This is a genomic window from Bacteroides caecimuris, assembly GCF_001688725.2.
In the GTDB taxonomy this organism is placed as follows: domain Bacteria; phylum Bacteroidota; class Bacteroidia; order Bacteroidales; family Bacteroidaceae; genus Bacteroides; species Bacteroides caecimuris.
This window is the reverse complement of the sequence record NZ_CP015401.2, coordinates 3,299,146-3,325,945: the sequence shown is the minus strand read 5'-3', so window position 1 is coordinate 3,325,945 and position 26,800 is coordinate 3,299,146. Positions and strand designations below refer to the sequence as shown.

At 40.7% G+C, this 26,800-nt stretch carries 29 protein-coding genes and 1 pseudogene; 12 read left to right on the top strand and 18 right to left on the bottom strand.

What is annotated here, in order from left to right; translation table 11 throughout:
- Positions 1–116 precede the first annotated feature (116 nt).
- The 8 genes and pseudogenes from A4V03_RS21555 to A4V03_RS14450 form a co-directional block, all read right to left on the bottom strand.
- Positions 117–1,070, bottom strand: a complete 954-nt coding sequence (locus A4V03_RS21555) for a glycoside hydrolase family 43 protein (protein ID WP_065540442.1) — start codon at positions 1,068–1,070, stop codon at positions 117–119.
- 348 nt (positions 1,071–1,418) lie between these two features.
- Positions 1,419–2,888: pseudogene (locus tag A4V03_RS21550) on the bottom strand (beta-L-arabinofuranosidase domain-containing protein); the annotation flags it as partial.
- 230 nt (positions 2,889–3,118) lie between these two features.
- Positions 3,119–4,282: a FecR family protein gene (locus tag A4V03_RS14475; RefSeq protein WP_065539420.1), complete on the bottom strand. Its 1,164-nt coding sequence runs from the start codon at positions 4,280–4,282 to the stop codon at positions 3,119–3,121.
- A gap of 97 nt (positions 4,283–4,379) precedes the next feature.
- Positions 4,380–4,952, bottom strand: coding sequence for an RNA polymerase sigma factor (locus A4V03_RS14470; RefSeq protein ID WP_084081208.1), 573 nt, complete (start codon positions 4,950–4,952; stop codon positions 4,380–4,382).
- 232 nt (positions 4,953–5,184) lie between these two features.
- Complete coding sequence (locus tag A4V03_RS14465; RefSeq protein WP_065539418.1) at positions 5,185–6,489, bottom strand: zinc-dependent metalloproteinase lipoprotein; 1,305 nt, start codon at positions 6,487–6,489, stop codon at positions 5,185–5,187.
- Between the two features lie 67 nt (positions 6,490–6,556).
- The gene (locus A4V03_RS14460; RefSeq protein ID WP_065539417.1) at positions 6,557–7,315 is read right to left on the bottom strand and encodes a biotin--[acetyl-CoA-carboxylase] ligase; all 759 of its coding nucleotides are present in this window, start codon (positions 7,313–7,315) and stop codon (positions 6,557–6,559) included.
- Positions 7,299–7,655, bottom strand: coding sequence for an MmcQ/YjbR family DNA-binding protein (locus A4V03_RS14455; protein WP_065539416.1), 357 nt, complete (start codon positions 7,653–7,655; stop codon positions 7,299–7,301). The genes A4V03_RS14460 and A4V03_RS14455 overlap by 17 nt, the downstream gene beginning before the upstream one ends.
- 113 nt (positions 7,656–7,768) lie before the next feature.
- Positions 7,769–8,134: a YraN family protein gene (locus A4V03_RS14450; RefSeq protein WP_065539415.1), complete on the bottom strand. Its 366-nt coding sequence runs from the start codon at positions 8,132–8,134 to the stop codon at positions 7,769–7,771.
- 68 nt (positions 8,135–8,202) lie between these two features.
- On the opposite strand from A4V03_RS14450, the gene A4V03_RS14445 reads away from it, so the two are divergent.
- Together A4V03_RS14445 and A4V03_RS14440 are read left to right on the top strand one after the other, a co-directional pair.
- Positions 8,203–8,436, top strand: a complete 234-nt coding sequence (locus tag A4V03_RS14445) for a hypothetical protein (protein ID WP_004299215.1) — start codon at positions 8,203–8,205, stop codon at positions 8,434–8,436.
- 30 nt (positions 8,437–8,466) lie between these two features.
- Positions 8,467–8,904 carry a nucleoside deaminase gene (locus tag A4V03_RS14440; RefSeq protein WP_065539414.1) on the top strand — a complete coding sequence of 146 codons (438 nt, stop codon included), beginning with the start codon at positions 8,467–8,469 and terminating at the stop codon, positions 8,902–8,904.
- A gap of 17 nt (positions 8,905–8,921) precedes the next feature.
- Here the strand turns inward: A4V03_RS14440 and A4V03_RS14435 are convergent, their stop codons facing one another.
- From A4V03_RS14435 to A4V03_RS14425, 3 genes are all read right to left on the bottom strand, one after another.
- Positions 8,922–9,212 (bottom strand): DUF4834 family protein, encoded by a 291-nt coding sequence (locus A4V03_RS14435; protein WP_065539413.1) that lies wholly within the window; start codon positions 9,210–9,212, stop codon positions 8,922–8,924.
- A 67-nt stretch (positions 9,213–9,279) separates the two neighbouring features.
- Positions 9,280–9,987: a CDP-diacylglycerol--serine O-phosphatidyltransferase gene (pssA, locus tag A4V03_RS14430; RefSeq protein ID WP_065539412.1), complete on the bottom strand. Its 708-nt coding sequence runs from the start codon at positions 9,985–9,987 to the stop codon at positions 9,280–9,282.
- Positions 9,988–9,997: 10 nt separating this feature from the next.
- Positions 9,998–10,684, bottom strand: coding sequence for a phosphatidylserine decarboxylase family protein (locus A4V03_RS14425; protein WP_065539411.1), 687 nt, complete (start codon positions 10,682–10,684; stop codon positions 9,998–10,000).
- A 161-nt stretch (positions 10,685–10,845) separates the two neighbouring features.
- Between A4V03_RS14425 and dnaE the strand changes: the two genes are divergently transcribed.
- From dnaE to A4V03_RS14410, 3 genes are read left to right on the top strand one after another with little or no spacing between them, the layout of a single operon-like run.
- Positions 10,846–14,652 carry a DNA polymerase III subunit alpha gene (gene dnaE, locus A4V03_RS14420; protein ID WP_065539410.1) on the top strand — a complete coding sequence of 1,269 codons (3,807 nt, stop codon included), beginning with the start codon at positions 10,846–10,848 and terminating at the stop codon, positions 14,650–14,652.
- A 59-nt stretch (positions 14,653–14,711) separates the two neighbouring features.
- Positions 14,712–15,026: a thioredoxin gene (trxA, locus tag A4V03_RS14415; RefSeq protein ID WP_004306576.1), complete on the top strand. Its 315-nt coding sequence runs from the start codon at positions 14,712–14,714 to the stop codon at positions 15,024–15,026.
- 40 nt (positions 15,027–15,066) lie between these two features.
- Positions 15,067–15,402 carry a hypothetical protein gene (locus A4V03_RS14410; protein WP_065539409.1) on the top strand — a complete coding sequence of 112 codons (336 nt, stop codon included), beginning with the start codon at positions 15,067–15,069 and terminating at the stop codon, positions 15,400–15,402.
- 588 nt (positions 15,403–15,990) lie between these two features.
- Here A4V03_RS14410 and A4V03_RS14405 read toward each other — a convergent pair.
- Positions 15,991–16,716 carry an RDD family protein gene (locus tag A4V03_RS14405; protein ID WP_065540441.1) on the bottom strand — a complete coding sequence of 242 codons (726 nt, stop codon included), beginning with the start codon at positions 16,714–16,716 and terminating at the stop codon, positions 15,991–15,993.
- Between the two features lie 101 nt (positions 16,717–16,817).
- On the opposite strand from A4V03_RS14405, the gene A4V03_RS14400 reads away from it, so the two are divergent.
- Genes A4V03_RS14400 through A4V03_RS14375 form a run of 6 tightly spaced genes read left to right on the top strand, consistent with a single transcriptional unit; the run spans position 16,818 to position 22,966 of the window.
- The gene (locus tag A4V03_RS14400) at positions 16,818–17,780 is read left to right on the top strand and encodes a stage II sporulation protein M (RefSeq protein ID WP_065540440.1); all 963 of its coding nucleotides are present in this window, start codon (positions 16,818–16,820) and stop codon (positions 17,778–17,780) included.
- Positions 17,761–18,699 carry a hypothetical protein gene (locus A4V03_RS14395; RefSeq protein WP_065539408.1) on the top strand — a complete coding sequence of 313 codons (939 nt, stop codon included), beginning with the start codon at positions 17,761–17,763 and terminating at the stop codon, positions 18,697–18,699. Before A4V03_RS14400 ends, A4V03_RS14395 begins: the two co-directional genes overlap by 20 nt.
- A gap of 16 nt (positions 18,700–18,715) precedes the next feature.
- Positions 18,716–19,333 (top strand): DUF4129 domain-containing protein, encoded by a 618-nt coding sequence (locus A4V03_RS14390; RefSeq protein WP_065539407.1) that lies wholly within the window; start codon positions 18,716–18,718, stop codon positions 19,331–19,333.
- Complete coding sequence (locus A4V03_RS14385; protein WP_065539406.1) at positions 19,330–20,616, top strand: DUF4350 domain-containing protein; 1,287 nt, start codon at positions 19,330–19,332, stop codon at positions 20,614–20,616. The genes A4V03_RS14390 and A4V03_RS14385 overlap by 4 nt, the downstream gene beginning before the upstream one ends.
- An 11-nt stretch (positions 20,617–20,627) precedes the next feature.
- Entirely contained in the window at positions 20,628–21,602 is a 975-nt protein-coding gene (locus A4V03_RS14380) for an AAA family ATPase (RefSeq protein ID WP_065539405.1), read from the top strand.
- A gap of 53 nt (positions 21,603–21,655) precedes the next feature.
- Positions 21,656–22,966, top strand: coding sequence for a DUF58 domain-containing protein (locus A4V03_RS14375; RefSeq protein ID WP_065539404.1), 1,311 nt, complete (start codon positions 21,656–21,658; stop codon positions 22,964–22,966).
- On the opposite strand, the gene A4V03_RS14370 is transcribed toward A4V03_RS14375, so the two are convergent.
- From A4V03_RS14370 to A4V03_RS14345, 6 genes are all read right to left on the bottom strand, one after another.
- Entirely contained in the window at positions 22,961–23,338 is a 378-nt protein-coding gene (locus A4V03_RS14370) for a HepT-like ribonuclease domain-containing protein (RefSeq protein WP_004299262.1), read from the bottom strand. The two genes, A4V03_RS14375 and A4V03_RS14370, sit on opposite strands and share 6 nt — an antisense overlap.
- Complete coding sequence (locus A4V03_RS14365) at positions 23,322–23,615, bottom strand: nucleotidyltransferase family protein (protein WP_004299263.1); 294 nt, start codon at positions 23,613–23,615, stop codon at positions 23,322–23,324. Before A4V03_RS14365 ends, A4V03_RS14370 begins: the two co-directional genes overlap by 17 nt.
- A gap of 71 nt (positions 23,616–23,686) precedes the next feature.
- Entirely contained in the window at positions 23,687–23,914 is a 228-nt protein-coding gene (locus A4V03_RS14360) for an immunity 17 family protein (RefSeq protein WP_065539403.1), read from the bottom strand.
- Entirely contained in the window at positions 23,911–24,324 is a 414-nt protein-coding gene (tsaE, locus tag A4V03_RS14355; protein ID WP_065539402.1) for a tRNA (adenosine(37)-N6)-threonylcarbamoyltransferase complex ATPase subunit type 1 TsaE, read from the bottom strand. Before tsaE ends, A4V03_RS14360 begins: the two co-directional genes overlap by 4 nt.
- A gap of 13 nt (positions 24,325–24,337) precedes the next feature.
- Positions 24,338–25,147 carry a metal ABC transporter permease gene (locus tag A4V03_RS14350; protein WP_065539401.1) on the bottom strand — a complete coding sequence of 270 codons (810 nt, stop codon included), beginning with the start codon at positions 25,145–25,147 and terminating at the stop codon, positions 24,338–24,340.
- A complete protein-coding gene (locus A4V03_RS14345) occupies positions 25,144–25,560 on the bottom strand; it encodes a phospholipase (RefSeq protein WP_065539400.1) in 417 nt (138 codons plus the stop codon). The genes A4V03_RS14350 and A4V03_RS14345 overlap by 4 nt, the downstream gene beginning before the upstream one ends.
- Positions 25,561–25,663: 103 nt before the next feature.
- Between A4V03_RS14345 and A4V03_RS14340 the strand changes: the two genes are divergently transcribed.
- The gene (locus tag A4V03_RS14340; RefSeq protein WP_065539399.1) at positions 25,664–26,788 is read left to right on the top strand and encodes a leucine-rich repeat domain-containing protein; all 1,125 of its coding nucleotides are present in this window, start codon (positions 25,664–25,666) and stop codon (positions 26,786–26,788) included.
- Positions 26,789–26,800: the final 12 nt, after the last annotated feature.

Genomic DNA, 26,800 nt, shown 5'->3' with positions numbered 1-26,800 from the left:
ATATCGCAACTACCATTCAGCCTATTTTTTAAGGACTTCTGTTTTTCATAAATACGTATTAATTAACTGTAAATCATATCTACTTTTTTCTTGTGATTTTTATTTAAATATTAAGTTCATCTTAATGAAGCGGCTTTTACGCCTGTATTAGTCATTTCAACGGGTAAAATACTTCCGTCCTGACTAAAATACATCCGATCAATGCAAGTCACCCGATGATTTCCATCGGTATCCCCCAAAGGATGACGATGGTAGACGATATACCATTCATCTTTATCCAGACCTTTGATAATTGAATGATGTCCAGCACCTGTAGCAATGTTTTTGTCCTGTTTTAATATTTGTCCCATTCTTCTAAAAGGACCAAACGGTGAATCAGCAATGGCGTATGCAACACTATAATCAGGACCGTTCCAGTCGCCTTCCGACCACATAAAGTAATATTTACCGTTTCGTTTCAGCATGAACGGACCTTCCACATAATTTTCAGGAGTCACTTCCTTATACATACTGCCATCTTCGAAAGGCACTATGCTAATTAGGTCAGTTCCCATTTTCACTATATTACAATGTCCCCAGCCACCATAATACATGTAGTATTGCCCGTCATCGTCTTTAAAGACAAATTGGTCAATCGGTTGGGCACCGTTGACAATTTTACCAATCAACGGCTTGCCCAATACATCTTTGAACGGTCCTATCGGAGTATCGGCAACCGCAACGCCAATTCCACCGATTTCTTCATTATTTTTTATATCATTTGCTCCAAAATAGAAATAGTACTTGCCATTTGCTTCAATGACAGCAGGTGCCCATAGTGCCTTTCTTAGCCAACTGATATTTTCTATAGAAAGGACTTTAGGATGCTTTTCCCAATTAACAAGATCTTCAGATGAAAAAGCATCCATATATAATTGTTGTTCGAAAGGAAGCGATGAAGTTGGGTAAATCCAGTATTTATTATCAAACACTACCGCTTCAGGGTCTGCATACCAACCACTGAATATCGGATTGCCACTTTTTTCTTTCTTGTTTGGCAACTCCGAATATTTGTAAAAAGGTTCGGACATAACATGAAGTGTTTCAGGAATCCATACCCGATAACGTCCTGTAGTTGCCCAGTCATTGCCAGATGAAGCAAAATCGCAAAAATGAATCATCCGAACAGCCTTATTTCCCGGATTCTCCAAGTCAGTGCCCAAAATCATGGGAACTTCCATTGTTATCCATGCGAATGAGCTTTCAAAGGTGTTTTTGAGTGTTGCTTGGACGACTCCTTCCCGGTCACACTGAATAACTGCACATTCATCTACATCACCATCATTAAAACGACTGTCTCTGGCAAATACAAGCGGTCCGTGTGTCACAGCCTGCGAATGTTCATGATGTACTACACGGGTTTCCAAATCAAAGTCCATGGTAATCCGGTCACCTTTCATCCATTTTCGATAAAGTGAAAGATAGCTGCCTTTATGGAAATATCTCTGCTGCTCACCATTTACCAAAATACGGAAATTTCTGCCTGCCCACGAAGGAATACGGATTTCAAATCCAAAGGTCGTTTCTTTTTGAGGATTGATTGCCAACTCGATTTTCCCATCCAAAGGATATTGAGTTTGCATATGGAGCGCTATCTTGTTTTTGTTTAAAGCAACAACAGCATCCGAATTCAAATATAGATTCACATATATTTGATTGTCTTTTACTTGGTAGGCAATGTCCGGAATCAACGCAAATCCTCTCGGTCCGTTAGCATTGCAACAATTTATATGCATTCCGCACTGCTCCTCACCCGGTTGCCTCCGTCCTTCTAACGGACTATATTTCGAAATTTGCGAACCATCTCTCTTCATGGACGCCATTAATGCATTATACATCGTGCGTTCGAACTCGTCCATATACATCGGATTGGCAGTTTCCCGCCACAAACGTGCACAAAGTTGCATCCAAGTAAAAGTCACACAAGTCTCCATTGTGTGATAAGTAGGTATTGTCTGTTTCTTTTTTCCTTCATACCAACATTCAAAAGCTGCACCGGAGCCTGCAATGTTTATCTCTTCCTGAAGGATATTGTCAACTGTTTTTTGGACTGCTTCCAAATAAAGCGGTTCATTCAGCACTTTTCCTAATTCTACCAGTCCTTCATAACAGGACATCATTTCATAGGCTTTTTGTCCGTTTTCAAAAGACCACCATTGATTAGGAAATGGAGAACGGTGAGATACGGGAATATCTTGAAGTGCCTTGGTGATGAGCTGCGAACTTCCTGCTTGCTCAATGCCCCCAACAATCATTTTTGCAAAATCTAAATATCGGGGCTTGTTTGTTTCCTTGTATAAATAGACTACAGGTTCTAATATGGAACAACTTGCCATGCCGTAATAAAATCCGCTTGCTGCAATATTGACATTCCTTTCTTCCAGTTCTTTTATTAAATGGTCGATCAGCCGTTCCACAGCTTTCAGAGCCTTTCCATCCTTGGTCAGCCGATAATATTCCAATAAGGCAAGAGATGAGTACTTACGTCCCCAAATATCCCAATTGGTCAGTCTGTCTTCCTGTTTATAGTTTCCGATGTAGCCATCCAATTGCTGTGTTTCCATAAAATCCGATGCGGCATCTTTGATTATTTGAAGCAATTCTGGATCGGCAGTGTATCGGTAGGAAGCAGTAGCTCCAAGCATCCACTTGCCGAAAAATTCAGATTGCCACCATCCGCCTTCTGTCATATGCCGGAAAGGATGTATCAATTCTGGCACGTTCTGTGCCTTTACCCGCTTTTCGATACAGGTATTAATTCGTTCTCCAATAAATCCATCAATTTTAATTCGTTCGATTCCGGATTGTGAAAAGGCATACGTCGGTAACAATATACCTAAGGTTAACATCCACTTAATCACTTTCATTGTATATCTAATTTTAATAATGTATTTCTGCTATAGAATGAATGGTTGTTATTAATTTTCTTCTATTATTATTGAAAAATATCAAATAATCCCTTCATAACTCTAAATCTTACTTATATCTGTACAAATGGACTGATATTAAAAAATGGGAAAATAACAATTGTCTATAAAATAATAATTAATCATTTTAGGACAAAATGATAATTGCAGTATCATCCAACCTTTTCTTCAGAACTTTTGTTTCTCATAAAATTATACATTAAAGGGTTAACTATAAATGATTCATATCTATTTTTTTTTCTTACAAATATTCTCCCTTCTATTTCTTCGCAATATATAGGAGCAGAAAAAGAAATAGTATGTAAAACGTCTTCTAATTTTTCTTTCAAATCCAGTTTTCCGGAAACTAGCAGCTCTGCCACGCCGGATTCCAAGATAAATTCTTTGCCGTAATACAAATTTAATTTTCTAAATACCTTATCCAAAGGTTCATCTACATACATCAGCATATTCTTCACCCAGCATACATATGGCTCAACATCTACATTGCGGGGAGAATGCAACCGTCCCGTTTCTATATCAACCAGTTGCCCTGGAGCAAGTATCACTTGTTCTTTCTGCTGATTCTTTACATTCACACTTCCCTCAACCAACACGACAGATGAAACGCCCTCCGACGGATATGCAGAGACATTAAAAGATGTCCCCAAGACCTGTATCTGAAAATCTTTAGTCCGGACGATGAAAGGAGCATTCTCATTACGAAACACGTCAAGATAGACTTCTCCTTCTACATAAATCTCACGGCGATTTTTTTCAAAATGACCGGGATAAACGACGCGTGTCCCTGAATTTGCCCATAAACGTGTTCCGTCTGCCAAGGTCAATCGGGTTCTTTTTCCTTTCGGTATTATCAATTGATTGAACTCTCTTTCTTTCTCCTGTGTTTCTCGCTGAGTAATTGTATCAGAATTGACTACCACCGTTCCATTTTGCGAATAGATGATATTTGCATCTGTTTCTTTCACTTCTACTTCCTTCTTGCCTGGTATCAGTAATCGAATATCCTTGTTGGTTGCTTCTTCGGCTTGTGTGTATTGGGCAAAATCAACAATTGAATCATCATCCGCATAATAAGCAATGAATTGTTTGCCTAACCAGAACATGCAGAAGAAGATAACCGCAGCCGATAAAGCCATGGTGTCATACAGGATACGGCGTCGTGAGTTCTTTCTTTTCTCTATGAATACTTGTTCTTCTACACGTTTCCACAAGTCGTCCAGTTCTTCAGGAGTGACATGTCTCTCCTGTTCTCTGGCGTGCTCGATCAATTTTCGTGCAACATGGTGGCGTATTTTAAACTTTCTTTTCTCCATTTTTCATCGTCTTTATCTTTAAAACGATGATAATGCAAATGTCTACTCACTTTTTCCGAAAAAAAATAGAGTATTTATAAAAAAAAGAGTAATATAGTCAGGAAAAGAATAAAATAATAAATAGTAAATACTCATCCAAAGTCATTTTTGACCGTAAACTGGTCAATGCACGAGAAACCAAATTCATGGAAGACTGGGGATTTATGTTCAAGACAGCTGCCATTTCTTTATAGGACAATCCTTTGACATAACGAAGATAGATTGCCACCCGCTGGTTCTCAGGCAGACTTTTGTAGGCGTTTATCAATTTTTTGCTTAATTGAAGTTCTTCATCATTACCATTAAAAAGGGATTCTAAAGCAGCATCTTCTATTTTCAGTTCAAAGAAATGTTCATTCAGATCTTCCGTCAATCTCATTGATGACAATTTATCAGATATAACATTTTTCAAAGAAGTTAAAAGATAAGAACGTACATACTCCGTCGATGACAATCGTTTACTTGTACAAAGTTTTACAAAAACATCCTGAATGCAATCCTTTACGAATTCTTCGTCTGAAGTATATTTCAGACCAAAGTTAAGTAATAATTCGTAATGTTTCTTATACAATAAAGACATAGCTTTCATATCGCCCTTCAATACAAGGTTCCATAAAGCCACATCTTTCATATTTTGATATAAGGTATATTGCATCAGAAAAGCAGAAGATATTGTGTTTATAAATTAGTAATTCGTTGCAAATATAATTAAATCTTCAAGAAAAAAAATAATTTCCTCTCCATCTGTTACTATCAATATGCATTTTGCTATTTATCAAGTTACAAATTGATAGGGACAGGATAGTTTAACCTTCGAAAATAAAGGATACTTACAATGTACCTCTTTTAGCTTATTTCAAATACTAATATCTAAACTGTATTGGTGGTTGTTCGTCACAACTTAAAGAACGGGTATCTGCTGATGTGTATTCCTTTGTCCCGGGAATAAGAGGGCTGTAAGATAATACGTGGCGGATACGTTTGCGTTGCTGGAATGTAAATTGGTCTGAATAACAAAAAGCATAGTCCATGATATTGTGAGAAATAAAGGTGTCGCCCTCACAGTTTGTTCTTGTACACAATTCATCGAATGAATACTTGTTGAAATCGTCTATGCCGTTAACCCATTCTGTATATTCAGTAATGTTGTAGGTAGGGGTGTCGGTGCAATAATCGGTGTCTTTACACAAATCAGTATTATCTCCATCTTCGGAAAAGGCATGATGTAATCCAAGGTAGTGTCCTAGTTCATGTGCAAGAGTATTGTAAACATCAGCCGTATAGTAGGAACTATTGTCACCGTTTACATAAATATAGTTGCTATTGATAGACACACAATGAGGGTATTCTACCTCATGGCTTAAGAAATAATTTCCATTGTTTAAACCATCTAACGGATATGATGATAAACAGTAAGGTAAATGTGCAATTCCTAAAATGTTGTTTTCGCTAAATGGATATACAAAAATATTGATATATACTTTAGGATTCCAGAGCATTTCCGCATATTTCTTAGCTTGGTTTTTATCTTTTCCATCCATAAATTGTTCGCAAGACATCGGAACTTCATCCCATTCTATTCGTTCAACTCCTGCTTCTTCCAAAATTGTCCCGTCCGGCTTTTCTGTTGCCATGACAAATTCAAGATTCATATCTTGGCTGATGTTATATTTTGAATCTTGATATATCTTATTCTTATACGTCAAGTTACAAGCGTTAATGATTTGGGCGAGACGGCCTTTGGTTACATATTGGTTTCTATCATTGCGGCTTTTATAAAGGACGTGGAATATAACGGGCAATTTATAATGATGTTCATTGGCTGTACTTGTAGAAGGGGATTGAGTTATTTTTATAGTCTTGTTCGTTTTCTTTGCCATGATGGTGACTGTCGCATTCCTTTCCTCTGACGTATTGTTGGCATGTATAGTCAAGACGAGTTCTCCATCATTACTACCATTTTGTAAATTTGGAATACACCAATTTTGGTTACTGCTTGTTCTCCAAGTAGAACTGCATGTGATGGATACTTTTATGGTAGCTCCTTCCGGACTGACATCATCAAATGTAGATTGGGAAATTTCTAAAGTTGCTGAATCAGAGTTTGAATCACTACAGCCTATTAATATCCATAATAACGGAAGCAGGAGAATTAATCTTGTTTTCATAAATGAGAGAGTTTTTTCTATAAACATAGGTTTCAAAGATAATGTTTTTAATCAATTAGTAGATTACTTATTTCAATAAATATTCTACTTCTTTAAACATATATCTTCTTTTTGTCTGCATTTCATCTTCCAGAATCAATCTTCCTTCGGGTTCTACACATACAATCCGTGCAAGGAACTCTCCGTCAGCATCTTTGTACCGATGCATCCCTTCCTTTCTGAAAAGCGATTTTTCATAGTGGGCAACAATTGATGAAGTATCATTCTTTTTAAGCTGATTATAATAAGACTGTATGCGCAACATAATATTCTTCAATACCTCATAAATATCATATTGCTTTCCTGTGATTTGGTACAATGAGACAGGATTGGGAGCCGGGCTGTGAAACTCTTCCTGGTTGATATTGATTCCGATTCCCGCAATACTCCGGCTGATATTCCGCCCCATCAAATCATTCTCTATCAATATGCCACATATTTTCTTCTCTTTCCAGTAAATATCATTCGGCCATTTGATAGAAACATCATCGGTATATGTATCCAATTCTTCTTTGATAGCTAAAGACACAATTTGGGAAATAAGAAATTGGCGGCGTGCTTCCAGAAACTCGGGAAAAAGCACAAAGCTGAAAAGGAGATTTTTGTGCGGCTCCGATTCCCATGAATTTCCACGCTGTCCCCGTCCGGAGGTTTGGTAGTCGGCAGCTACGGTTGTAAACTCTTCTGTTTTTTCTTTGGCACAAAAGGTTTGTAAATAGCTATTGGTAGAATTTGTTTCGCTGATATGAATCAATGGAACCGGAAATAAATCAGGGGAGAGCATCATATTCTGCACGTAATTTTTTAGTAAATTTTTTGATTACTTCATCGTAAGAGTGGTCTATGAGTTCTTTCATAAGCCTGTCATCTACATCACTGTCAAAGCGGACGCTATTCCAGTACTTCTTGTTGAAATGGTAAGCTCCTTCAATTCCGGAATAATGTTCGCGTAGTTCAATCGCCTTTTCCGGATCGCATTTTAATGAGATGTGATTTGCTTCTTCCAGGTCAATAAGGGCAAACATCTTGTTCATTACTTTTATAACAAGTGATACCTCATCAAAAGGAAAAGATTCGGTAGTTCCTTTCTTGTTTAAGCAATATTCTCTGACAGTTTCTACGTTCATAATAAATTAATAATTATAGTATGTTTTCATAATTAGTTTATATCATAAATTTAAGCACGGATTGCATGAAGCTTACGGCTTTTAATAATGATAAATATGAAAGCCACAGCATTTTAATATAAAGGAGGATAAAACGCTTCCTCTATGTGTTCAACCTTGAAATTCCCGTCGTTGCCTACTACGGTAATGATATCGAAGCGTACAGGATTGTCAATCTGGAACAATTTGATATAGGCATCCGCCGCACGTACTGTGCGTCTTATTTTGGGTAAATCTACAGCATCTTCCGGTGCCGCAAACAGAGTGTCACTGCGCGTCTTCACTTCTACTACAACCAGTTCATTGTCTTTTGCAGCTACAATGTCTAGTTCGAAATGTCCTTTTCTCCAATTCCGGTCACGAATAAGATAACCTTTCTGCTCCAGATAAGCTACAGCGGCATTTTCTCCGGATTTTCCTAAATCATTATGTTCAGCCATCTTTTTTTTGCAAATTTACTGCTTTTATTCTTTGTTTTTACAGAAGTAAAAGTAATTTTGCAGAAGATATGAGAAAAAGAAGTAAGAAGTGCCTGAAAATGCACGTCGAATGTACTAAAAGAGAACGACGGATGAGCATTTTGTTGAGCGATGAAGAGCAACTGATTGTAGATCGTTATCTTGAAAAGTACAAGATAACGAATAAGTCACGTTGGCTTCGCGAAACCATTCTCATGTTTATCCATAAGAATATGGAAGAAGATTATCCGACCCTTTTCGGTGAGCACGATATGAGACGATAGAGGATAGTTTATGATTAAAAATTAAAGAGAGTGCTGGACGATACTTATTTCATGAAACAGGCTTTGATGGAGGCACGTAAGGCTGCCGAGCGGGGGGAAGTGCCCGTGGGGGCTGTTGTGGTTTGTAAAGAGCGGATTATTGCGCGTGCCCACAATCTCACGGAAACATTGAATGATGTGACGGCCCATGCCGAAATGCAGGCGATTACTGCCGCAGCCAATGTTCTTGGGGGTAAATATCTCAATGAATGTACTCTGTATGTCACAGTTGAACCCTGTGTGATGTGTGCCGGAGCTGTCGCCTGGGCACAAACGGGCAGACTTGTGTTTGGCGCCGAAGATGAGAAACGTGGCTATCAGAAATATGCCGGTTCGGCTCTGCATCCTAAAACTGTTGTCGTTAAAGGACTGATGGCCGATGAATGTGCCACGCTTATGAAAGAGTTTTTTGCTGCGAAGCGAAGATGAAAGTGGCAGCATGATGCTTATTTGATTTCTTCAAAATCTACATATTCACCATCATCTTGGGTGAATATTTTTTTATGTCTTTTTCCTGGAACATTCTCGGAATATATTTCTTCTTCATCATCATTTGAACGGCGACTTGCCTGGTCATAATCCTGTTGACTCGTACGTTTGGATTCCGTTTGTTGCGGGCGGGATGATGAAGAACCACGTCCTAATCCGAAAATCGTTCTTAGTATGAAGCCGACAATAGAAAGGCCAAATACGACAATGGCAATAATAAAGATAAGTATGAATAAAAGTATATGCATCGGGCTATGATTTTTACGTTGTAACTTTGATAAGACTCATAGTACAACAAATGTGCCAAGAGATTGTTTATTTACTTTTTCTTGTAAAAAGTGAAAGTAAAATATACCATACAATAATGGCTGCAAAGCTACTGATTCCCAGAAAAACAAGGAAAGGAATGCAAATAATCAAGAAAATAAAGCTGACTTTATTGTCAGCCCATGACAGATTTTTGAATTTCAGGGAAAACATGGGTATTTCTGATACCAGCATCCATGAAAACAGACAGACAAGTATAAGAAGGTAGACAGGATGGCAGTTGTCTGATATGAGAAACTCATGTGCCCCTGCTACTAATGATCCCCAAAACAGAGCATTGGCAGGTACCGGCAGCCCGATAAAAGAGCTGGTTTGTCGTGTGTCATTGTTGAATTTTGCTAGGCGTAATGCTGAGAAAACGGAAATCAGGAATGCTAAATAGGGTAGAAAAGGAGCGATGAATTCTATATTTTCCGGATAATACATCTCTTTGAACAGAGAGAATACAATCAGTGAAGGCGCCACACCGAAGCTGACATCATCTGCCAATGAGTCCAGATCTTTTCCGATAACGGAATGTGCATTGAGCGCACGGGCCAACAATCCGTCAAAGAAATCGAAAATGGCACTTAGGATAATGAAAAGCAATGCCAGCTCGTATTTTGCCTCAAAAGCCATGACGCAAGTAATGCAACCGGAGAAAAGGTTCAGGCTGGTGACGGTATTCGGAATACTGTTTTTAATAACGTTTGTCATTGTGACAGGATTATTTAAGTTTGGCGATAACCGTTTGGTTACCGGTTGTTAATTGCCCCATGCCGACACATACTTCTGTGCCGATAGGCAAATATACATCCACGCGGGAGCCGAATTTGATGAATCCCATGTGTTCGTCAATATAACATTCTTCGCCTACTTCCGCGTAGGTTACGATACGGCGTGCTACAGCACCGGCGATTTGGCGGGTGAGTACTTCCACTCCTTCGGGAGTTTCGATCACTACCGTAGAACGTTCGTTTTCTGTGCTGGCTTTCGGAAGCCAGGCTTTCATAAAGTTGCCGTTATGGTGAGCCACCTTTTTGACGGTACCGTCCACCGGATACCAGTTGGCGTGAACATTCACAATGCTCATAAAGATAGAAATCATCAATCGGCGGTCGTGGAAATATTCGTTCTCATCGACTTCTTCGATAACAACGATTTTACCATCGGCAGGTGCCACGACTATTTTCTCGGTGTCCTGCCCGAAAAGACGGATCGGACAACGGAAGAAGTTCACCATTAGCAGATAGATTGCGATACTCGCTACTGCTATCACATAAAATGGAATTTTGCAATCGATTCCCCAATAAAGAGCTGTATTCATCAGTAGCAATAGCAAAAAGCTAGCCCATAATATATGTGTTCCTTCGCGGTGGATACGTATTTTCTTCAATTTCTTTAGTCGACCCATGAGTGCTGTTTAATGATATTGTCTGCAAAAATATACTTAATTTAAAAAATCAGCAAGTAAATGAGCATAGAAATGTGAATGTTGATAACTTTTTGAGGATTATTTTTGTTTATAACCCAAGAGGTCGTACTTTTATGCCTTCAAATTAACTACTTATCATTATGCAGGATTTCGTTCATTTACATGTCCATACCCAGTATTCTCTCTTGGATGGTCAGGCAAGCGTGGCTCGTCTGGTCGATAAGGCGATGAAGAATGGAATGAAGGGTATTGCCGTGACCGATCATGGGAATATGTTCGGTATCAAGGAATTTACGAACTACGTCAATAAGAAGAATAGCGGTCCGAAAGGTGAAGTCAAGGACTTGAAAAAGCGGATAGCGGGAATTGAAGCCGGTACCATAGAGTGTGAGGACAAAGAAGCGGAGATTGCCGCTTGCAAAGCCAAGATAGTGGAAGCGGAAAACAAACTTTTCAAACCCGTCATCGGTTGTGAAATGTATGTGGCGCGCCGCACAATGGATTTGAAAGAAGGAAAGCCGGACCAAAGCGGTTATCACTTGATTGTATTGGCTAAGAACGAAAAAGGCTATCATAACCTTATTAAATTAGTATCGCACGCGTGGACGCGCGGATATTATATGCGTCCGCGTACGGACCGCAGCGAACTCGAAAAGTATCATGAAGGACTGATTGTCTGCTCCGCCTGCCTCGGTGGTGAGATACCAAAACGGATTACTGCCGGACAATTTGCGGAAGCTGAAGAAGCTATACAATGGTATAAGAACTTGTTTGGTGATGATTTCTATCTTGAGATGCAGCGCCATAAGGCAACTGTTCCCCGTGCCAATCACGAATGTTACCCATTGCAGGTGAATGTGAACAAATACCTGATGGAATATGCTCAGAAGTTCAACATCAAGCTGATTTGTACGAACGACGTCCACTTTGTGGATGAAGAGAATGCCGAAGCGCACGACCGCCTGATTTGTTTGAGCACCGGTAAGGACCTGGATGATCCAAGCCGTATGCTTTACACCAAACAGGAATGGATGAAAACACGGGAGGAGATGAATGAACTCTTTGCCGATGTGCCGGAAGCCTTGAGCAATACGTTGGAAATCCTCGACAAAGTAGAATATTACTCCATCGACCATGCGCCTATCATGCCTACTTTCGCTATTCCCGAAGACTTTGGGACGGAAGAGGGATATAGGGCTAAATATACGGAAAAGGACCTTTATGATGAGTTTACCCAAGATGAGCATGGTAATGTGGTGTTGAGTGAAGAAGAAGGGAAGGCAAAAATCAAACGCTTGGGTGGCTATGATAAACTCTATCGTATTAAACTTGAAGGAGATTACTTGGCGAAACTAGCTTTTGACGGAGCCAGAAGAATTTATGGTGAACCTCTGTCCGAAGAAGTTAAAGAGCGGATGAACTTCGAACTGTATATCATGAAAACAATGGGTTTCCCAGGATACTTCTTGATTGTACAGGACTTCATCAATGCGGCACGTAAGGAATTGGGTGTGTCGGTCGGTCCGGGACGTGGTTCGGCTGCCGGTTCGGCAGTGGCTTATTGTCTGGGAATTACGAAAATCGACCCTATCCAGTACGATTTGCTGTTTGAGCGTTTCTTGAATCCGGACCGTATCTCCTTGCCCGATATCGATGTGGATTTTGATGATGACGGTCGTGGAGAGGTACTTCGTTGGGTAACGAATAAATATGGTCAGGAAAAAGTAGCTCATATCATCACTTATGGTACAATGGCTACTAAGTTGGCTATCAAGGATGTTGCCCGTGTGCAAAAGCTGCCTCTATCGGAGTCTGACCGACTGGCTAAATTAGTGCCGGATAAGATTCCTGATAAGAAACTGAACTTGCGGAATGCGATTGAATATGTTCCCGAACTACAAGCTGCGGAAGCATCATCCGATCCGTTGGTACGGGATACGATCAAGTACGCTAAGATGCTCGAAGGTAACGTACGTGGTACAGGTGTACATGCTTGTGGTACGATTATCTGTCGTGACGATATCACCGACTGGGTACCTGTCAGCACTGCTGATGATAAGGAAACGGGCGAAAAAATGCTTGTTACCCAGTATGAAGGTTCGGTGATTGAAGATACCGGATTGATTAAGATGGACTTCCTTGGTCTGAAAACTTTGTCTATTATCAAAGAGGCCGTTGAAAATATCCGTTTAAGCCGTAATGTTGAAGTAGACGTCGATGCGATAGACATCTGCGATCCGGCTACTTATAAATTATATAGTGACGGACGGACGATTGGTACATTCCAGTTTGAATCTGCCGGCATGCAGAAATATCTGCGCGAATTGCAGCCTTCTACATTCGAAGATTTGATTGCCATGAATGCCCTTTATCGTCCGGGACCGATGGATTATATACCTGATTTTATCGACCGTAAACATGGGCGTAAGCCGATTGAGTATGATATTCCGGTAATGGAAAAATACTTGAAGGATACGTATGGTATAACGGTTTATCAGGAACAGGTGATGCTTCTGTCGCGCTTATTGGCGGACTTTACCCGCGGTGAGTCTGATGCACTCCGTAAAGCGATGGGTAAGAAGTTGCGTGACAAGCTAGACCACATGAAACCTAAATTTATTGAAGGTGGACGAAAGAACGGACACGACCCGAAAGTTCTTGAAAAAATCTGGACCGACTGGGAAAAGTTTGCGTCATACGCTTTCAATAAATCACATGCTACTTGTTATTCGTGGGTAGCTTACCAAACAGCTTATCTAAAAGCTAATTATCCTCCTGAATATATGGCTGCTGTGATGAGCCGAAGCTTGTCGAACATTACCGATATTACGAAATTGATGGACGAATGTAAGGCAATGGGTATTCAGACGCTGGGGCCAGATGTAAACGAAAGTAACCTGAAGTTTACAGTAAACCATGATGGTAATATCCGTTTCGGACTAGGGGCTGTCAAAGGTGTAGGTGAAGCTGCCGTCCATAGCATTATGGAGGAACGTAGTAAGAATGGTCCTTTCCTCGGTATATTCGACTTTGTGCAACGTGTCAACCTGAATGCCTGCAACAAGAAGAATATGGAGTGTCTGGCATTAGCCGGAGGGTTTGATAGTTTCCCTGAACTGAAGCGGGAGCAATATTTTGCTGTAAATTCTAAGGGTGAAGTATTTCTGGAAACATTGATGCGCTATGGTAACCGCTATCAGGCAGATAAGGCAGCTGCTGTCAATTCTTTGTTCGGTGGTGAAAACGTTATTGATGTTGCAACTCCTGAAATTCCTCAAGGTGTAGAACGTTGGAGTGATCTCGATCGTCTGAATCGTGAGCGTGATTTGGTAGGTATCTATCTTTCTGCTCATCCGTTGGATGAATTTTCTATCGTATTGGAACATGTCTGCAATACACGGATGGCGGATTTGGAAGATAAAGCTGCACTTGTTGGTCGTGAAATAACGATGGGAGGGATTGTGACTAGTGTTCGTCGCGGAGTCAGCAAGAATGGAAATCCGTATGGTATTGCTAAGATTGAAGATTATTCCGGTTCTACCGAAATCCCATTCTGGGGAAATGACTGGGTGACTTATCAGGGATATCTCAACGAAGGAACGTTCCTATATATTAAAGCCCGTTGCCAAGCGAAACAATGGCGACAGGATGAATTGGAAGTGAAAATCACTTCTATGGAACTTCTTCCCGATGTGAAAGAAGGACTGGTGCAGAAGATCACGATTATCATTCCTCTGTCAGTCTTGAACTCGGCTTTGGTTACAGAGCTTGCCACTCTGACCAAGGAACATCCGGGAAATACGGAATTGTATTTTAAAGTGACGGATGATGCCGATGTAAGCCACATGTCAATTGATTTGATTTCCCGTCCGATCAAGCTTTCAGTGGGGCGGGATTTAATAACATATTTAAAGGAACGTCCGGAACTGGGATTTCATATAAATTGATTATATTTGTGGCGAGAATAAGCTAACGAAATAACATTTAACAATTAATACTTAAAAAAATGGCTTTAGAAATTACAGACAGCAACTATAAAGAGGTTCTTGCAGAAGGAAAACCGGTTGTTGTAGATTTTTGGGCTCCTTGGTGTGGCCCTTGTAAGATGGTGGCTCCTATCATTGAAGAATTGGCTGCGGAGTTTGAAGGACAAGTAATCATCGGTAAGTGCGATGTAGACGAAAATGGTGATATGGCTGCTGAATATGGTATCCGTAATATTCCTACTGTATTGTTTTTCAAGAACGGTGAAATAGTAGACAAACAGGTAGGTGCAGTTGGCAAACCGGTATTCGCAGAAAAGGTGAAGAAGCTTTTATAGTCGATAATGCTTAATACTTATCACTTAATATTTAAAAAAAATGGGACTGGAAGACGATTTTTTATTAGCAGATGCCGATGACGAAAAGACCATCGAGTTTATCAAAAACTATCTGCCTCAAGAACTGAAAGAGAAGTTCTCGGACGATGAATTGTATTATTTTCTCGATTTAATCGACGAGTATTACTCTGAAAGTGGCATTCTTGACGCTCAACCCGATGAAGACGGTTATGTTAACATCGATTTGGAAGAGGTTGTGGCTTACATTGTAAAGGAAGCCAAAAAGGATGAAATGGGAGAATACGATCCTGAAGAAGTCCTCTTTGTGGTTCAGGGAGAAATGGAATACGGAAACTCTCTGGGTCAGGTGGACTAAACGATGTACGGTCTCATTGTAGATAAAATCAAAAAAGGAGGTATACTTTGTAAATAAGTATATCTCTTTTTTTGTTGATAGAAAAATATATAAAGTATATGTATACATAGCTACCTGTGAATGATAACCAGGCTCTTATTCTTCTTTTCCTTGTGGAGGATTTAAACTTCAAATTACATAACTCTATTTTCCATTTAATGGTTATTGGTATGTTATGTACTGGTATCCTTAGTACATCTTGTCTTTATTCGTTTATTGTCGAATCAACATCCTATTCGTTCCACTAGAGTGAACGGTTCTTTTCACTCTAGTAGACAGATCCTTCCACTCTAGTGAACAGACCTGTGCATTGGAGTGGAACGATTATGATGTTCGTTCAAAAATGTGGCATTATCAAGTGGAACACAAGTGATTCAGCAGTTGCTTACGTGAAGGAGATAGCAGGACGTCATGTAAAATGAGAATAGATTGATAATAGACTAGTAGGTATCTGGTTATGAGAAATGAATGAAGATACTAAGATAATGTGATATTTGATGAAAAATGATGAGAATATGAGAAATGAAGTTATAAATCTTTCCTGGGACCCTATATTTCTTCCAATGCATAATACTGATAATCGCGAAGTACAGTCTGAAGAAATTTTTCCTGATTATCGTCACGAGGAGTAACGGAAAGTAATTTCTGTACTTTCTTGGCAAGTGCCGTGATACGTCTTGCCCGGTCTTTCTCACCTGATTCCAAAGTCCGGGTAATAACATTCACTTGTTCGAGAGATAGATCTGCCGACTGCGGATATACCGGATGATAATTTTGGGTCAGATAATCGAATTCATCTAGGCTGACATGTATCTTGCGATAGTTTTTCTCTTTAATCACCATCGTACCGGCAGCCAGATCTCCTAATCGTTGATTGTTCTTATTCAATAAAACGACCAGAAGTCCAAGACCGCTTGTGATGGGACCATCAATTGAGAAAAGAAGCCACCGTAACAGATAAGAGCCGATGCTAGGAGTAGAACCGTCTACTTTTACGACACGGATATTGATGAGTTTTTTGCCAAAGCTTTGTCCGTGATTGAACATCTCACAAAGAAAAGAATAACCGAGAACCGGTAAATAAACGACGCACAGAAAAAAGAACAAACTGAATCCTGACGGCAAACTTAATTTGGACAAGAGCGTAGCTGTGGACAAGATGTAAAGCCCGATCAGAAAATAATCGATGATTAAAGCCATCAGTCGTTCGCCGATACTGGCGGGCGTTTGGCTGATACGAACGAATTGTCCGGTTATTATCGTAGATTCTGCCATTTCAGGATAAACATTTTTAGGATTCCGTTGCAAATATATCATAATTCTCTTATTTTTGCTTCCGGTTTCGGACAAAACTTATCCGAAATCTATTGAAAAGCATGAAAGAAGTAACGTTTATTCGTCGGAACATTGAAAAATGGAAGGAGACAGAGAAAGTTGTGGAGCGGGCGGCAAGTCTGTCCCCCGACCAACTAGCCGATGCGTATACGGACTTGACAGCTGACCTGGCATTTGCCCAAACACATTTCCCAACTTCCCGTATTACTATTTATCTGAATAATCTGGCTTCAGCGTTGCACAACGAAATCTACCGCAATAAACGCGAGAAGTGGACACGGATTATTACCTTCTGGACACAGGAAGTGCCACGAACCATGCACGATGCACGGCGCGAATTGCTGACCTCCTTTTTGATTTTTGTTGCCAGCGCATTAATCGGCGTATTATCAGCAGCGAATGACCCGGATTTTGTCCGGCTGATATTGGGAAACGGTTATGTGGATATGACACTCGACAATATTGCCAATGGGGAGCCGATGGCCGTATATAATGGTTCTTCCGAAGTACCGATGTTCTTGGGCATTACACTTAATAACGTGATGGTCTCTTTCAACTGCTTTGCAATGGGATTGCTGACTAGTTTTGGAACAGGGTATATGCTTCTCTCCAATGGTATCATGGTAGGAGCTTTTCAAACATTCTTTTATCAACACGATTTGTTGTGGGAATCCAGTCTTGCCATCTGGTTGCACGGAACGCTTGAAATCTGGGCGATTATCGTGGCCGGTGCCGCCGGATTGGCTTTGGGCAACGGCTGGTTGTTCCCCAGCACCTATTCCCGCTTGGAATCTTTCAGAAGAGGAGCGAAGCGAGGCTTGAAAATAGTGATCGGCACTGTTCCGGTGTTCATTATGGCAGGCTTTATAGAAGGTTTTCTTACCCGGCACACAGAGCTTCCCGATGTGTTGAGACTTGGCGTGATATTCACTTCTCTGGCATTTATTATATTCTACTATATTTATTTACCAAATAGAAAAAAACATGGAATCACAGAAACCTAAGATTGCGATGTATGTGAAACGTCCTTTCGGTGAGAAGTTGAACGCTTCTTTTGATTTTATAAAAGAGAATTGGAAACAATTGTTTAAGTATTCAACTTATCTGATACTCCCTATATGCTTAATTCAAGCTGCAAACTTTAGCGGTTTAATGGGAAGTATGACAGATCTTACTGCTATGCAGACGTCCGGAGGAATAAGTGATAATCCTTTAGCTGCTTTGGGACCTTCGTTTGCACTCAATTATGCAGGAGTTGTCTTTTTTTCATGTTTGGGAGCTTTGTTGATGACTTCCTTGATTTATGCGATGGTACGATTGTATAATGAACGGGAAGAACGCCTGAACGGGGTTGTATTCGGCGATATAAAATCGTTGTTACTCCGTAATATTAAAAGACTGTTTTTGATGGGGATCGCCTGCGGCTTTTTATTCATCTTTGCGGTGATCTTTATTGTCTTATTGGCTGTATTGACACCTTTCACACTCATTCTGACCATCCCGCTTTTATTCGCGTTTATGGTTCCTTTGGCATTAATGGCTCCCATCTACTTATTTGAAGACATTTCGTTGGGTAAGGCATTTGCAAAAACATTCCGGTTGGGATTCGCTACCTGGGGAGGCGTCTTTCTAATTTTAATTGTGATGGGGATTATTGCCAGTGTGTTACAAGGAATCGTTTCTATACCTTGGTATGTGATCTATATTGTAAAAATGATCTTTACGATGAGTGACGGAGGTGCGACCTCTTCATCAGTCGGACTGAACTTTGCGCAATATTTGTTCTCTATTCTGATGTTGTATGGTTCTTACTTATCGGCTATATTCGGTATCGTCGGTCTGGTTTATCAGTATGGCCATGCATCGGAAGTGGTAGACAGCATAACGGTAGAAAGTGATATTGACAATTTTGATAAACTCTAAAACGAACCTCCACTAGATGAATCTCACTTCCCCGGCTGATACACTAGTCTGTGATACGGTGCAGATTGCCCTCTGGCAGTCTGATTCGGCATACAACTATAACCGTGAACTGATTACTCCGGAGATGAATGTCTTTGAGTGGATCAGTCGGCAGTTTGGGGAGTTGTTGCGCAAAATATTCGGCAGTCATTTTGCTGAAGAGTATTCAGGGCTTATCCTGGTATGTATTGCCATTCTTCTTTTGTTGCTGATTGTTTGGTTTGTCTACCGGAAACGCCCGGAATTGTTTATGACCTCGCATAAAAATGCGTTGCCTTATACAGTTGAAGAGGACACCATTTACGGTGTGGATTTTCCGGGAGGGATTGCGGAAGCGCTTTCCCGTCAGAATTACCGGGAAGCAATACGTCTGCTTTATCTGCAAACTTTGAAACAACTTAGTGATGCTGAACGTATTGACTGGCAACTTTATAAAACGCCTACCCAGTATATCAATGAAGTCCGGCTACCGGCTTTCAGGCAACTGACCAATCATTTCCTGAGGGTACGTTATGGCAACTTTGAGGCGACGGAAGAACTCTTCCGGGCAATGCAGATCTTGCAGGAAGAAATAGGGAAAGGAGGCGTCTTATGAAAGGAAGTCGCTGGTTCATTGTCTTTATTGTCGCTTTTCTATCCATCATGTTTGCAATAGAATATCATTTGCCGAAGAATTTTGTGTGGAAGCCCACTTTCAGTCATTATGACGAGCAACCTTTCGGATGTGCAGTATTCGATAGCGTATTGTCTTCTTCTTTGCCACAGGGCTACACTTTTTCGAGGAAAAGCCTCTATCAATTGGAACAGGAAGATACGACGCAGCGCAGAGGTATATTGGTTATCTCTGATAATTTGCGATTGTCGGACGTCGATGTAAACGCTCTGTTGAAAATGGCGGAACGCGGAGATAAGATCATGTTGGTGAGTACCTTGTTCGGCAGATATTTGGAAGATACTTTGCGGTTCAGGTCTTACTGTTCTTACTTCAGTCCGATGGCTTTGAAGAAATATGCAACTTCATTTTTGAAAAAGGATAGCTTGCATTGGATAGGAGATTCGACGGTTTATCCTCGTCAGACTTTCTATTTTTATCCCCAGTTGTGTTCCTCTTATTTTTGGGGAGATTCACTCCCGGAAAGGGTGTTGGCACAAAGGGTGTTGGCACAAAGAGTTTTTGAGTCGAATGAGTTCCGGTATGAAACAGAAGTGGATTCGTTGACAACGGATAGTCTTGTTTATATGCCTGTAGCGATGTCCCGTCGGTGGGAGAAAGGAGAAGTTATTTTAGTTTCCACTCCTTTGATTTTTACCAATTACGGAATGTTGGATGGCAAGAATGCAACCTATATCTTCCGTTTGTTGTCGCAGATGGGAAAGCTTCCTATCGTTCGCACGGAGGGGTACATGAAAGAAACGGCGCAGGTGCAGCAATCACCTTTCCGTTATTTTCTGGCACATGAACCGCTTCGTTGGGCTTTGTATCTGACGATAATTACCATCATACTCTTTATGATATTCACAGCGAAGAGGCGGCAACGGGTGATCCCTGTTATGCACGAGCCGGCGAATAAATCTCTTGAATTTACCGAACTGATAGGAACGCTTTACTTTCAGAAGAAAGACCATGCGGATTTAGTTCGCAAGAAGTTTTCCTATTTGGCCGAAGAACTGCGGAGAGAGATTCAGGTGGATATTGAGGAAGTGGCCGACGATGAACGCTCTTTCCACCGGATTGCCCGGAAAACCGGAATGGATGCCGAAGAGATTGCTAAATTTATCTGCGAAGTCAGACCCGTGATTTACGGAGGACGTGTTATTGATGCGGAGCAGATGAAGGTATATATCGATAAAATGAATGAAATAATCCATCATATCTAAAGAAGAAATTTATGGAAGAGAATACAGAACAGCGAGTAGATTTAACTCTCTTTTCCGAGAAGATACAAGAGTTGAAAGACCGGATTGCTTCCGTCATAGTAGGACAGGAGCAGACAGTGGATTTGGTACTGACAGCGATTTTGGCGAATGGACACGTATTGATAGAAGGTGTTCCGGGAGTTGCGAAGACACTGTTGGCACGTTTGACAGCTCGGCTGATTGATGCAGACTTCAGTCGTGTCCAGTTCACTCCGGACTTAATGCCGAGTGACGTATTAGGTACGACTGTGTTTAATATGAAAACCAATGGTTTTGATTTTCATCAGGGACCGATTTTTGCGGATATTGTATTGGTCGATGAAATCAACCGTGCTCCTGCCAAGACACAGGCTGCCTTGTTTGAGGTAATGGAAGAGCGCCAGATCAGTATTGATGGAACGACTCACCGGATGGGAAATCTTTATACGATTTTGGCTACCCAGAATCCGGTAGAGCAGGAGGGAACATACAAACTTCCCGAAGCACAGCTCGACCGTTTCCTGATGAAGATAACGATGGATTATCCTTCATTGGAAGAGGAAGTGAATATCCTGGAACGTCATCATACCAATGCCGCATTGGTGAAGTTGGACGACATCGTTCCTGCTATTACCAAAGAAGAACTGCTGTCGCTCCGTGCTTTCATGAATCAGGTATTTGTAGACCGCACGTTGCTCCAATATATCGCATTGATTGTACAGCAGACTCGTACCAGCAAAGCTGTATATTTGGGAGCTTCTCCACGTGCATCTGTAGCCATGCTGCAATCGTCGAAAGCGTATGCTCTTTTGCAGGGACGTGATTTTGTGACACCGGAAGATATCAAGTTTGTAGCTCCTTATGTACTTCAGCACCGTCTGATCCTGACTGCGGAAGCTGAAATGGAAGGCTATTCTCCAGTGAAAGTGACGCAACGCTTAATTGATAAAGTGGAAGTACCAAAATGAAAAGATAAGTCCAAAGAAATCGTAAACCCAAGAAATTATAAATCATAAATCATTTGTTTCTAGCTCGTCGTTTTTATATTGCCCTTGTCCTGGTTATCCTGTTGTTGGGTAGCGGATATGTTTTTGCTCCGTTCTTTGTTATCGGGCAGTGGTCACTCTTTGTCTTGCTTTTGGTGGTACTGGCAGACGTATATTCTCTTTATCGTATTCGTGGAATCCGTGCTTTCCGCCAGTGTGCCGACCGTTTCTCTAATGGCGACGAAAATGAAGTAAGTATTCGGGTAGAAAGTAGTTATCCGCATCCTGTATCTTTAGAAATCATAGATGAGATACCTTTTATCTTTCAGAAACGTGATGTCGACTTTCAGGTGAAGCTTGGAGCAAACGAGGGAAAAACAGTTACTTATCGTCTTCGACCTACTCATCGTGGTGTTTATTCTTTCGGGCATATCAGAGTTTTTGTGACCGGAAAAATTGGTTTGGTGTCTCGGCGCTATACTTGTGCAGAACCTTTGGACATCAAAGTGTACCCGTCATATCTGATGCTCCATCAATATGAATTGCTGGCAATAAGTGATAATCTGACAGAACTGGGAATAAAACGTATTCGCCGGGTTGGGCATCATACGGAGTTTGAGCAGATTAAAGAGTATGTAAAGGGGGATGATTATCGTACGATTAACTGGAAAGCAAGTGCCCGTCGGCATGAACTTATGGTGAATGTGTACCAGGACGAACGCTCGCAGCAGATTTATAATGTGATCGATAAAGGTAGAGTGATGCAGCAAGCTTTCGGTGGAATGACTTTGCTGGATTATGCAATTAATGCTTCGCTGGTGCTTTCGTATGTTACCATGCGGAAAGAAGATAAAGCCGGATTAGTGACTTTCGATGAACACTTTGATACTTTTGTGCCTGCTTCGAAGCAATCGGGATATATGCAGACATTGCTGGAAAGTCTTTATAGCCAGCAGACCACTTTTGGGGAGACAGACTTCTCGGCTCTTTGCGTTCATTTGAACAAACATGTCAGTAAACGTAGCTTGCTGGTACTATATACTAACTTTTCGAGTATAGGAGGAATGAACCGTCAATTATCTTACCTGAAACAACTAAACCGCCAACACCGTTTGCTCGTAGTCTTTTTTGAAGATGCCGATTTGAAGGAATATATCGCTCAACCGGCAAAAGATACGGAAGGGTATTATCGGCACGTGATTGCAGAAAAGTTCGCTTATGAGAAGCGGCTGATTGTATCTACTTTGAAACAACATGGAATCTATTCTTTATTAACTACACCGGAGAATCTTTCGATTGATGTGATTAATAAGTATCTGGAGATGAAGTCACGACAACTGTTATGATAAGTCTTTTATAATTTGTTCAACTGTCTCTTTTAAAGGAGGAAGATGTTTTTGTATGACTACCCAGATAATCTCGTAGTCAATGTTGGCATATTCATGAGAAATGATATTTCTTAATCCAATAACCTTTGCCCATGGGATTTGGGGATAATCTTTAAGAAAGTTCTTTTGTGTTTTGTCGTCAACAGCTTTAATTGTTTCTCCTATCACTTGGATTCGCATGATGCATGCGTCCAAGATGGTCATTCCCCAAGGTGATAACAAAAAATCATCTACATTCTGAATGTTCTTACACCTTTCTTCAATGATAGATATTGATTCTGATATTTGGAGAAACTTGTCTTGGATTTCTTCTTTAAGCGTATATTCCATCTCTTGCTATTCTTTGGGAAATAAGTGAACGGAGGTTTTTACGCAAACGAAGGAGGTCTATTTTGCAGTTACATATACGTTCCAGTTCTTCTTTGATATCAAACATAATAAAAGGGTCCGGATCTTTTAGTTCAACAAAAACATCCAAATCGCTCTCTTCATGTTGCTCTCCACGGGCAACAGAACCAAAGATACCGATAGAAATAATTCCATATTTCTCGGCAAACTGCTGTTTGAATTGGCGAATTTTTGTAAGATATTCATTGGTAGTTTTCACTTTTCTATCCTCCTTTCATACAAAAATAGTAAAAAAAGGGAAGAAAACAAAAGGATTCTCTTAAAAACATATTATCCTTCTATGGCTTTCCGTGTTTCCACAAAGAAGAATATAGCCATTCCAATGATGATAATTCCCAGTATTCCATAGAAGAGTCGTGCCCGGTTGCGTCCTACATTCCGGACAATGGTTTGTGCGTTGCGCGTTGTAAAGAACCAGTTCCAGTTCAACAATGACGCCAGCAGGGAGACGATTCCTGCTAGCGCAAAGATTCCTTGTACGATATATTGTCCGGTCATAGTCTGATTACTCTATTTCCGTCTTCCAGTTCTTCAATCGTTACTTTTACGGCATTTCCCGGAAGTAATTCTTCTATAAGTTCCGGCCATTCGATAAAGCAGAGAGCGCCACTGTAGAAATAATCTTCGTACCCCATGTCATACACTTCGCTTAGTTTCTTGATACGGTAAAAATCGAAGTGATAGATTAATTCTCCGGTTTCGTCCGAACGATATTCGTTGACAATAGCAAAAGTAGGAGAAGTGATAACATCCGTTACGCCCAATTCTTCGCAAAGCGCTTTGACAAATGTCGTTTTGCCGGCACCCATCTTTCCGTATAAAGCAAATACAGTGTTGTCGCCCATAGCAGCGATAAATTCACGGGCTGCTTCATGGATACTTTCCAGTGATTGAATTTTGATTTCCATATACTATCTATTATTATGACTTTTTCCTGCAACAACTCTTTCCGATTTTACAAACGGCGTAAATCAGGATAGAGAAGAATATGATGGAAGCTCCCGAAGGAACTTTCCAGTGATAAGAAATAAATAATCCACCCAGGCAGCCCAAGAAACCGATGCCGATTGATAACCAGATAATCTTCTTGAAACTATAAGTGAACAAGTTGGCTGTCATCTGTGGAATGGTGAGAAGAGAAATGGCGAGTACGATGCCTACCATACGCAGGCAGGCTACAATGGTCAGCGCAATGAACATCATCAACACATATTCGAATATCTCTACCGGAATCTTTTGCGAACGTGCAAACTCACGGTCAAAGGCAATATATACGATAGGGCGGATAAACAAATAAAAGAATCCGGTCAGTATCAGTGCCAATATACCGAGCATCCATAAGTCGATTGGATTGATGGTCAGGATATTGCCGAAGAGGTAAGCCGACAGGTCGGGCGCAAATCCCGGTGACAGGAAGCTGAACATAATTCCGAGTGCCATCCCTAACGTCCAAAATACTGCAATGGCAGAATCTTCGCGCATATCTTTCCTCCTGCTAAGCCACTCGACACCAAAAGCAGATAATACCGAAAATACGGCTGCCGAGAGTATCGGGGAAATTCCGGCAAACAATCCTAATCCGATTCCTCCGAAAGAAGCATGAGTGATTCCTCCGCTGATAAATACTAGGCGGCGGGTTACGATGTATGTACCGATAATCCCACAGGCGATGCTCGCCAACAGACTTCCCAGCAGGGCATGTTGAAAGAATGTATATTGTAGTAGATTCATGTTCTTCTTTCTCCGATAATCAGAAAGACCTCATCTTTGAGATCATCCGGTAATTCAATGCCACGGAGCTGAAGGCTACGTACCCATCCCGCCACTTCTACATCCAGTGTCGTATACAATACATCCCGAAACATTTCTGTCTCTTCTTCTGTATACGCATCTCCTGTCCTGCCAATGAACTGGTCCAGTTCTTCGTCATCGTAGTATTCTATCTTTTTGCTGACAGCTGCCAGCAGGCTATCCCGTTCGCATACTTCGTGTTGTCCGCAGCATTCCGCATCTACTTCCTTCACTTCCGGCATACGGTCCAGTTCGCCTTTTTCTATTTTCTTTTGCAGTCTTTTGTTGCGGATGATCCCGGCTATCAGTGCAATGACACCCAGCAACACCAGACTTATAATAAGTATCCACATGATAATATAACAGTTACCAATCAATTCTGTGCAAAGTTACTTATAAATTTTGTATGCTATCTATTTCTTTCGTACTTTTGTATGTTACCAACTTAAATACAAGATGAAAAGACAGAGTGTATTCGTTCGGAGTATGTGGGTGGTTATCTTATTCACTACTCTTGCTGCCTGTAAAGATACTGATAACAGAGTGTTTGGAGATGATTTTGATTTTCCGGCATTGACAGATGAAAACACGATTCGCTTTACAGTAAATGTTGTAGGAGACTGGCGGCAGTTGGACATCGTAGCAAGTGGGGGACGAATGGTGATAGATTGGGGAAACGGTCGTATACAGAAAATAGAAGATCCTTCTTCAATGAATGGCGGAGTGAGATATAAATATGGAAATAAAGGAGTATATGAAGTGAGGATTTGGGCTGAAGAGCTGCAACTTATCGATATAAGTGGTTTGCTTCTTCCTTTGAGTAATCTTTATTTGGGAAATATGCCGCGAATGAAATCTCTAGCTTTGAATAGCATTTCTGATACTCGCGAATTGGACTTGAATACCTTCTGTCCTAATGTGGAAAGTATTAATATCGGTAGTTTCGCTGATTTGGAGCATTTGGAGATTGAGGATTGTTTCCGATTGCAGTCTATACACGTTTATTCTAATCCCAAATTGGCTTCAATAGAGTTTGGCAATCATCCGGAAGTGAGAAGTTTATATTGTTTTTATAATGGTTTTTCTTCCCTTTCCCTTAAAAACTTGCCGGCATTGCGCGATATTGATTTGAGTTCTAATGAAGTATTGTCCCATTTGGAATTGAACGAGAATACTTCAATTTCTGCGATATTGATACAAGGGTGTGCTTTCCAATCAATTACTGATATATTGAAATGTTGCCCTTCTTTAAGGGAATTAAGTTGTTCATACAATAAATTGACCGAACTTGATCTATCCGATCATCCTAATATCAGTGAATTGCGTTGTGAACATAATCAGCTAACTCGTTTAATGGTACCGCAAGGAAGTCTGTTGGGACATCTTTATTGTCACTCGAATCAGTTGGATGAGGATGCTTTGAATACCCTGTTTGATTCCTTGGGGCAAGTGCCGGAACCTGCTATTTATTATCCGACTCCTCCCCGCCAATATCGGATTTCTTTTAATGATAATCCGGGAGCAGATGATTGTAATAGAAATATCTTGAATGATAAAAACTGGATAATTGAAAATAAGTAAAGTATAGGCGAT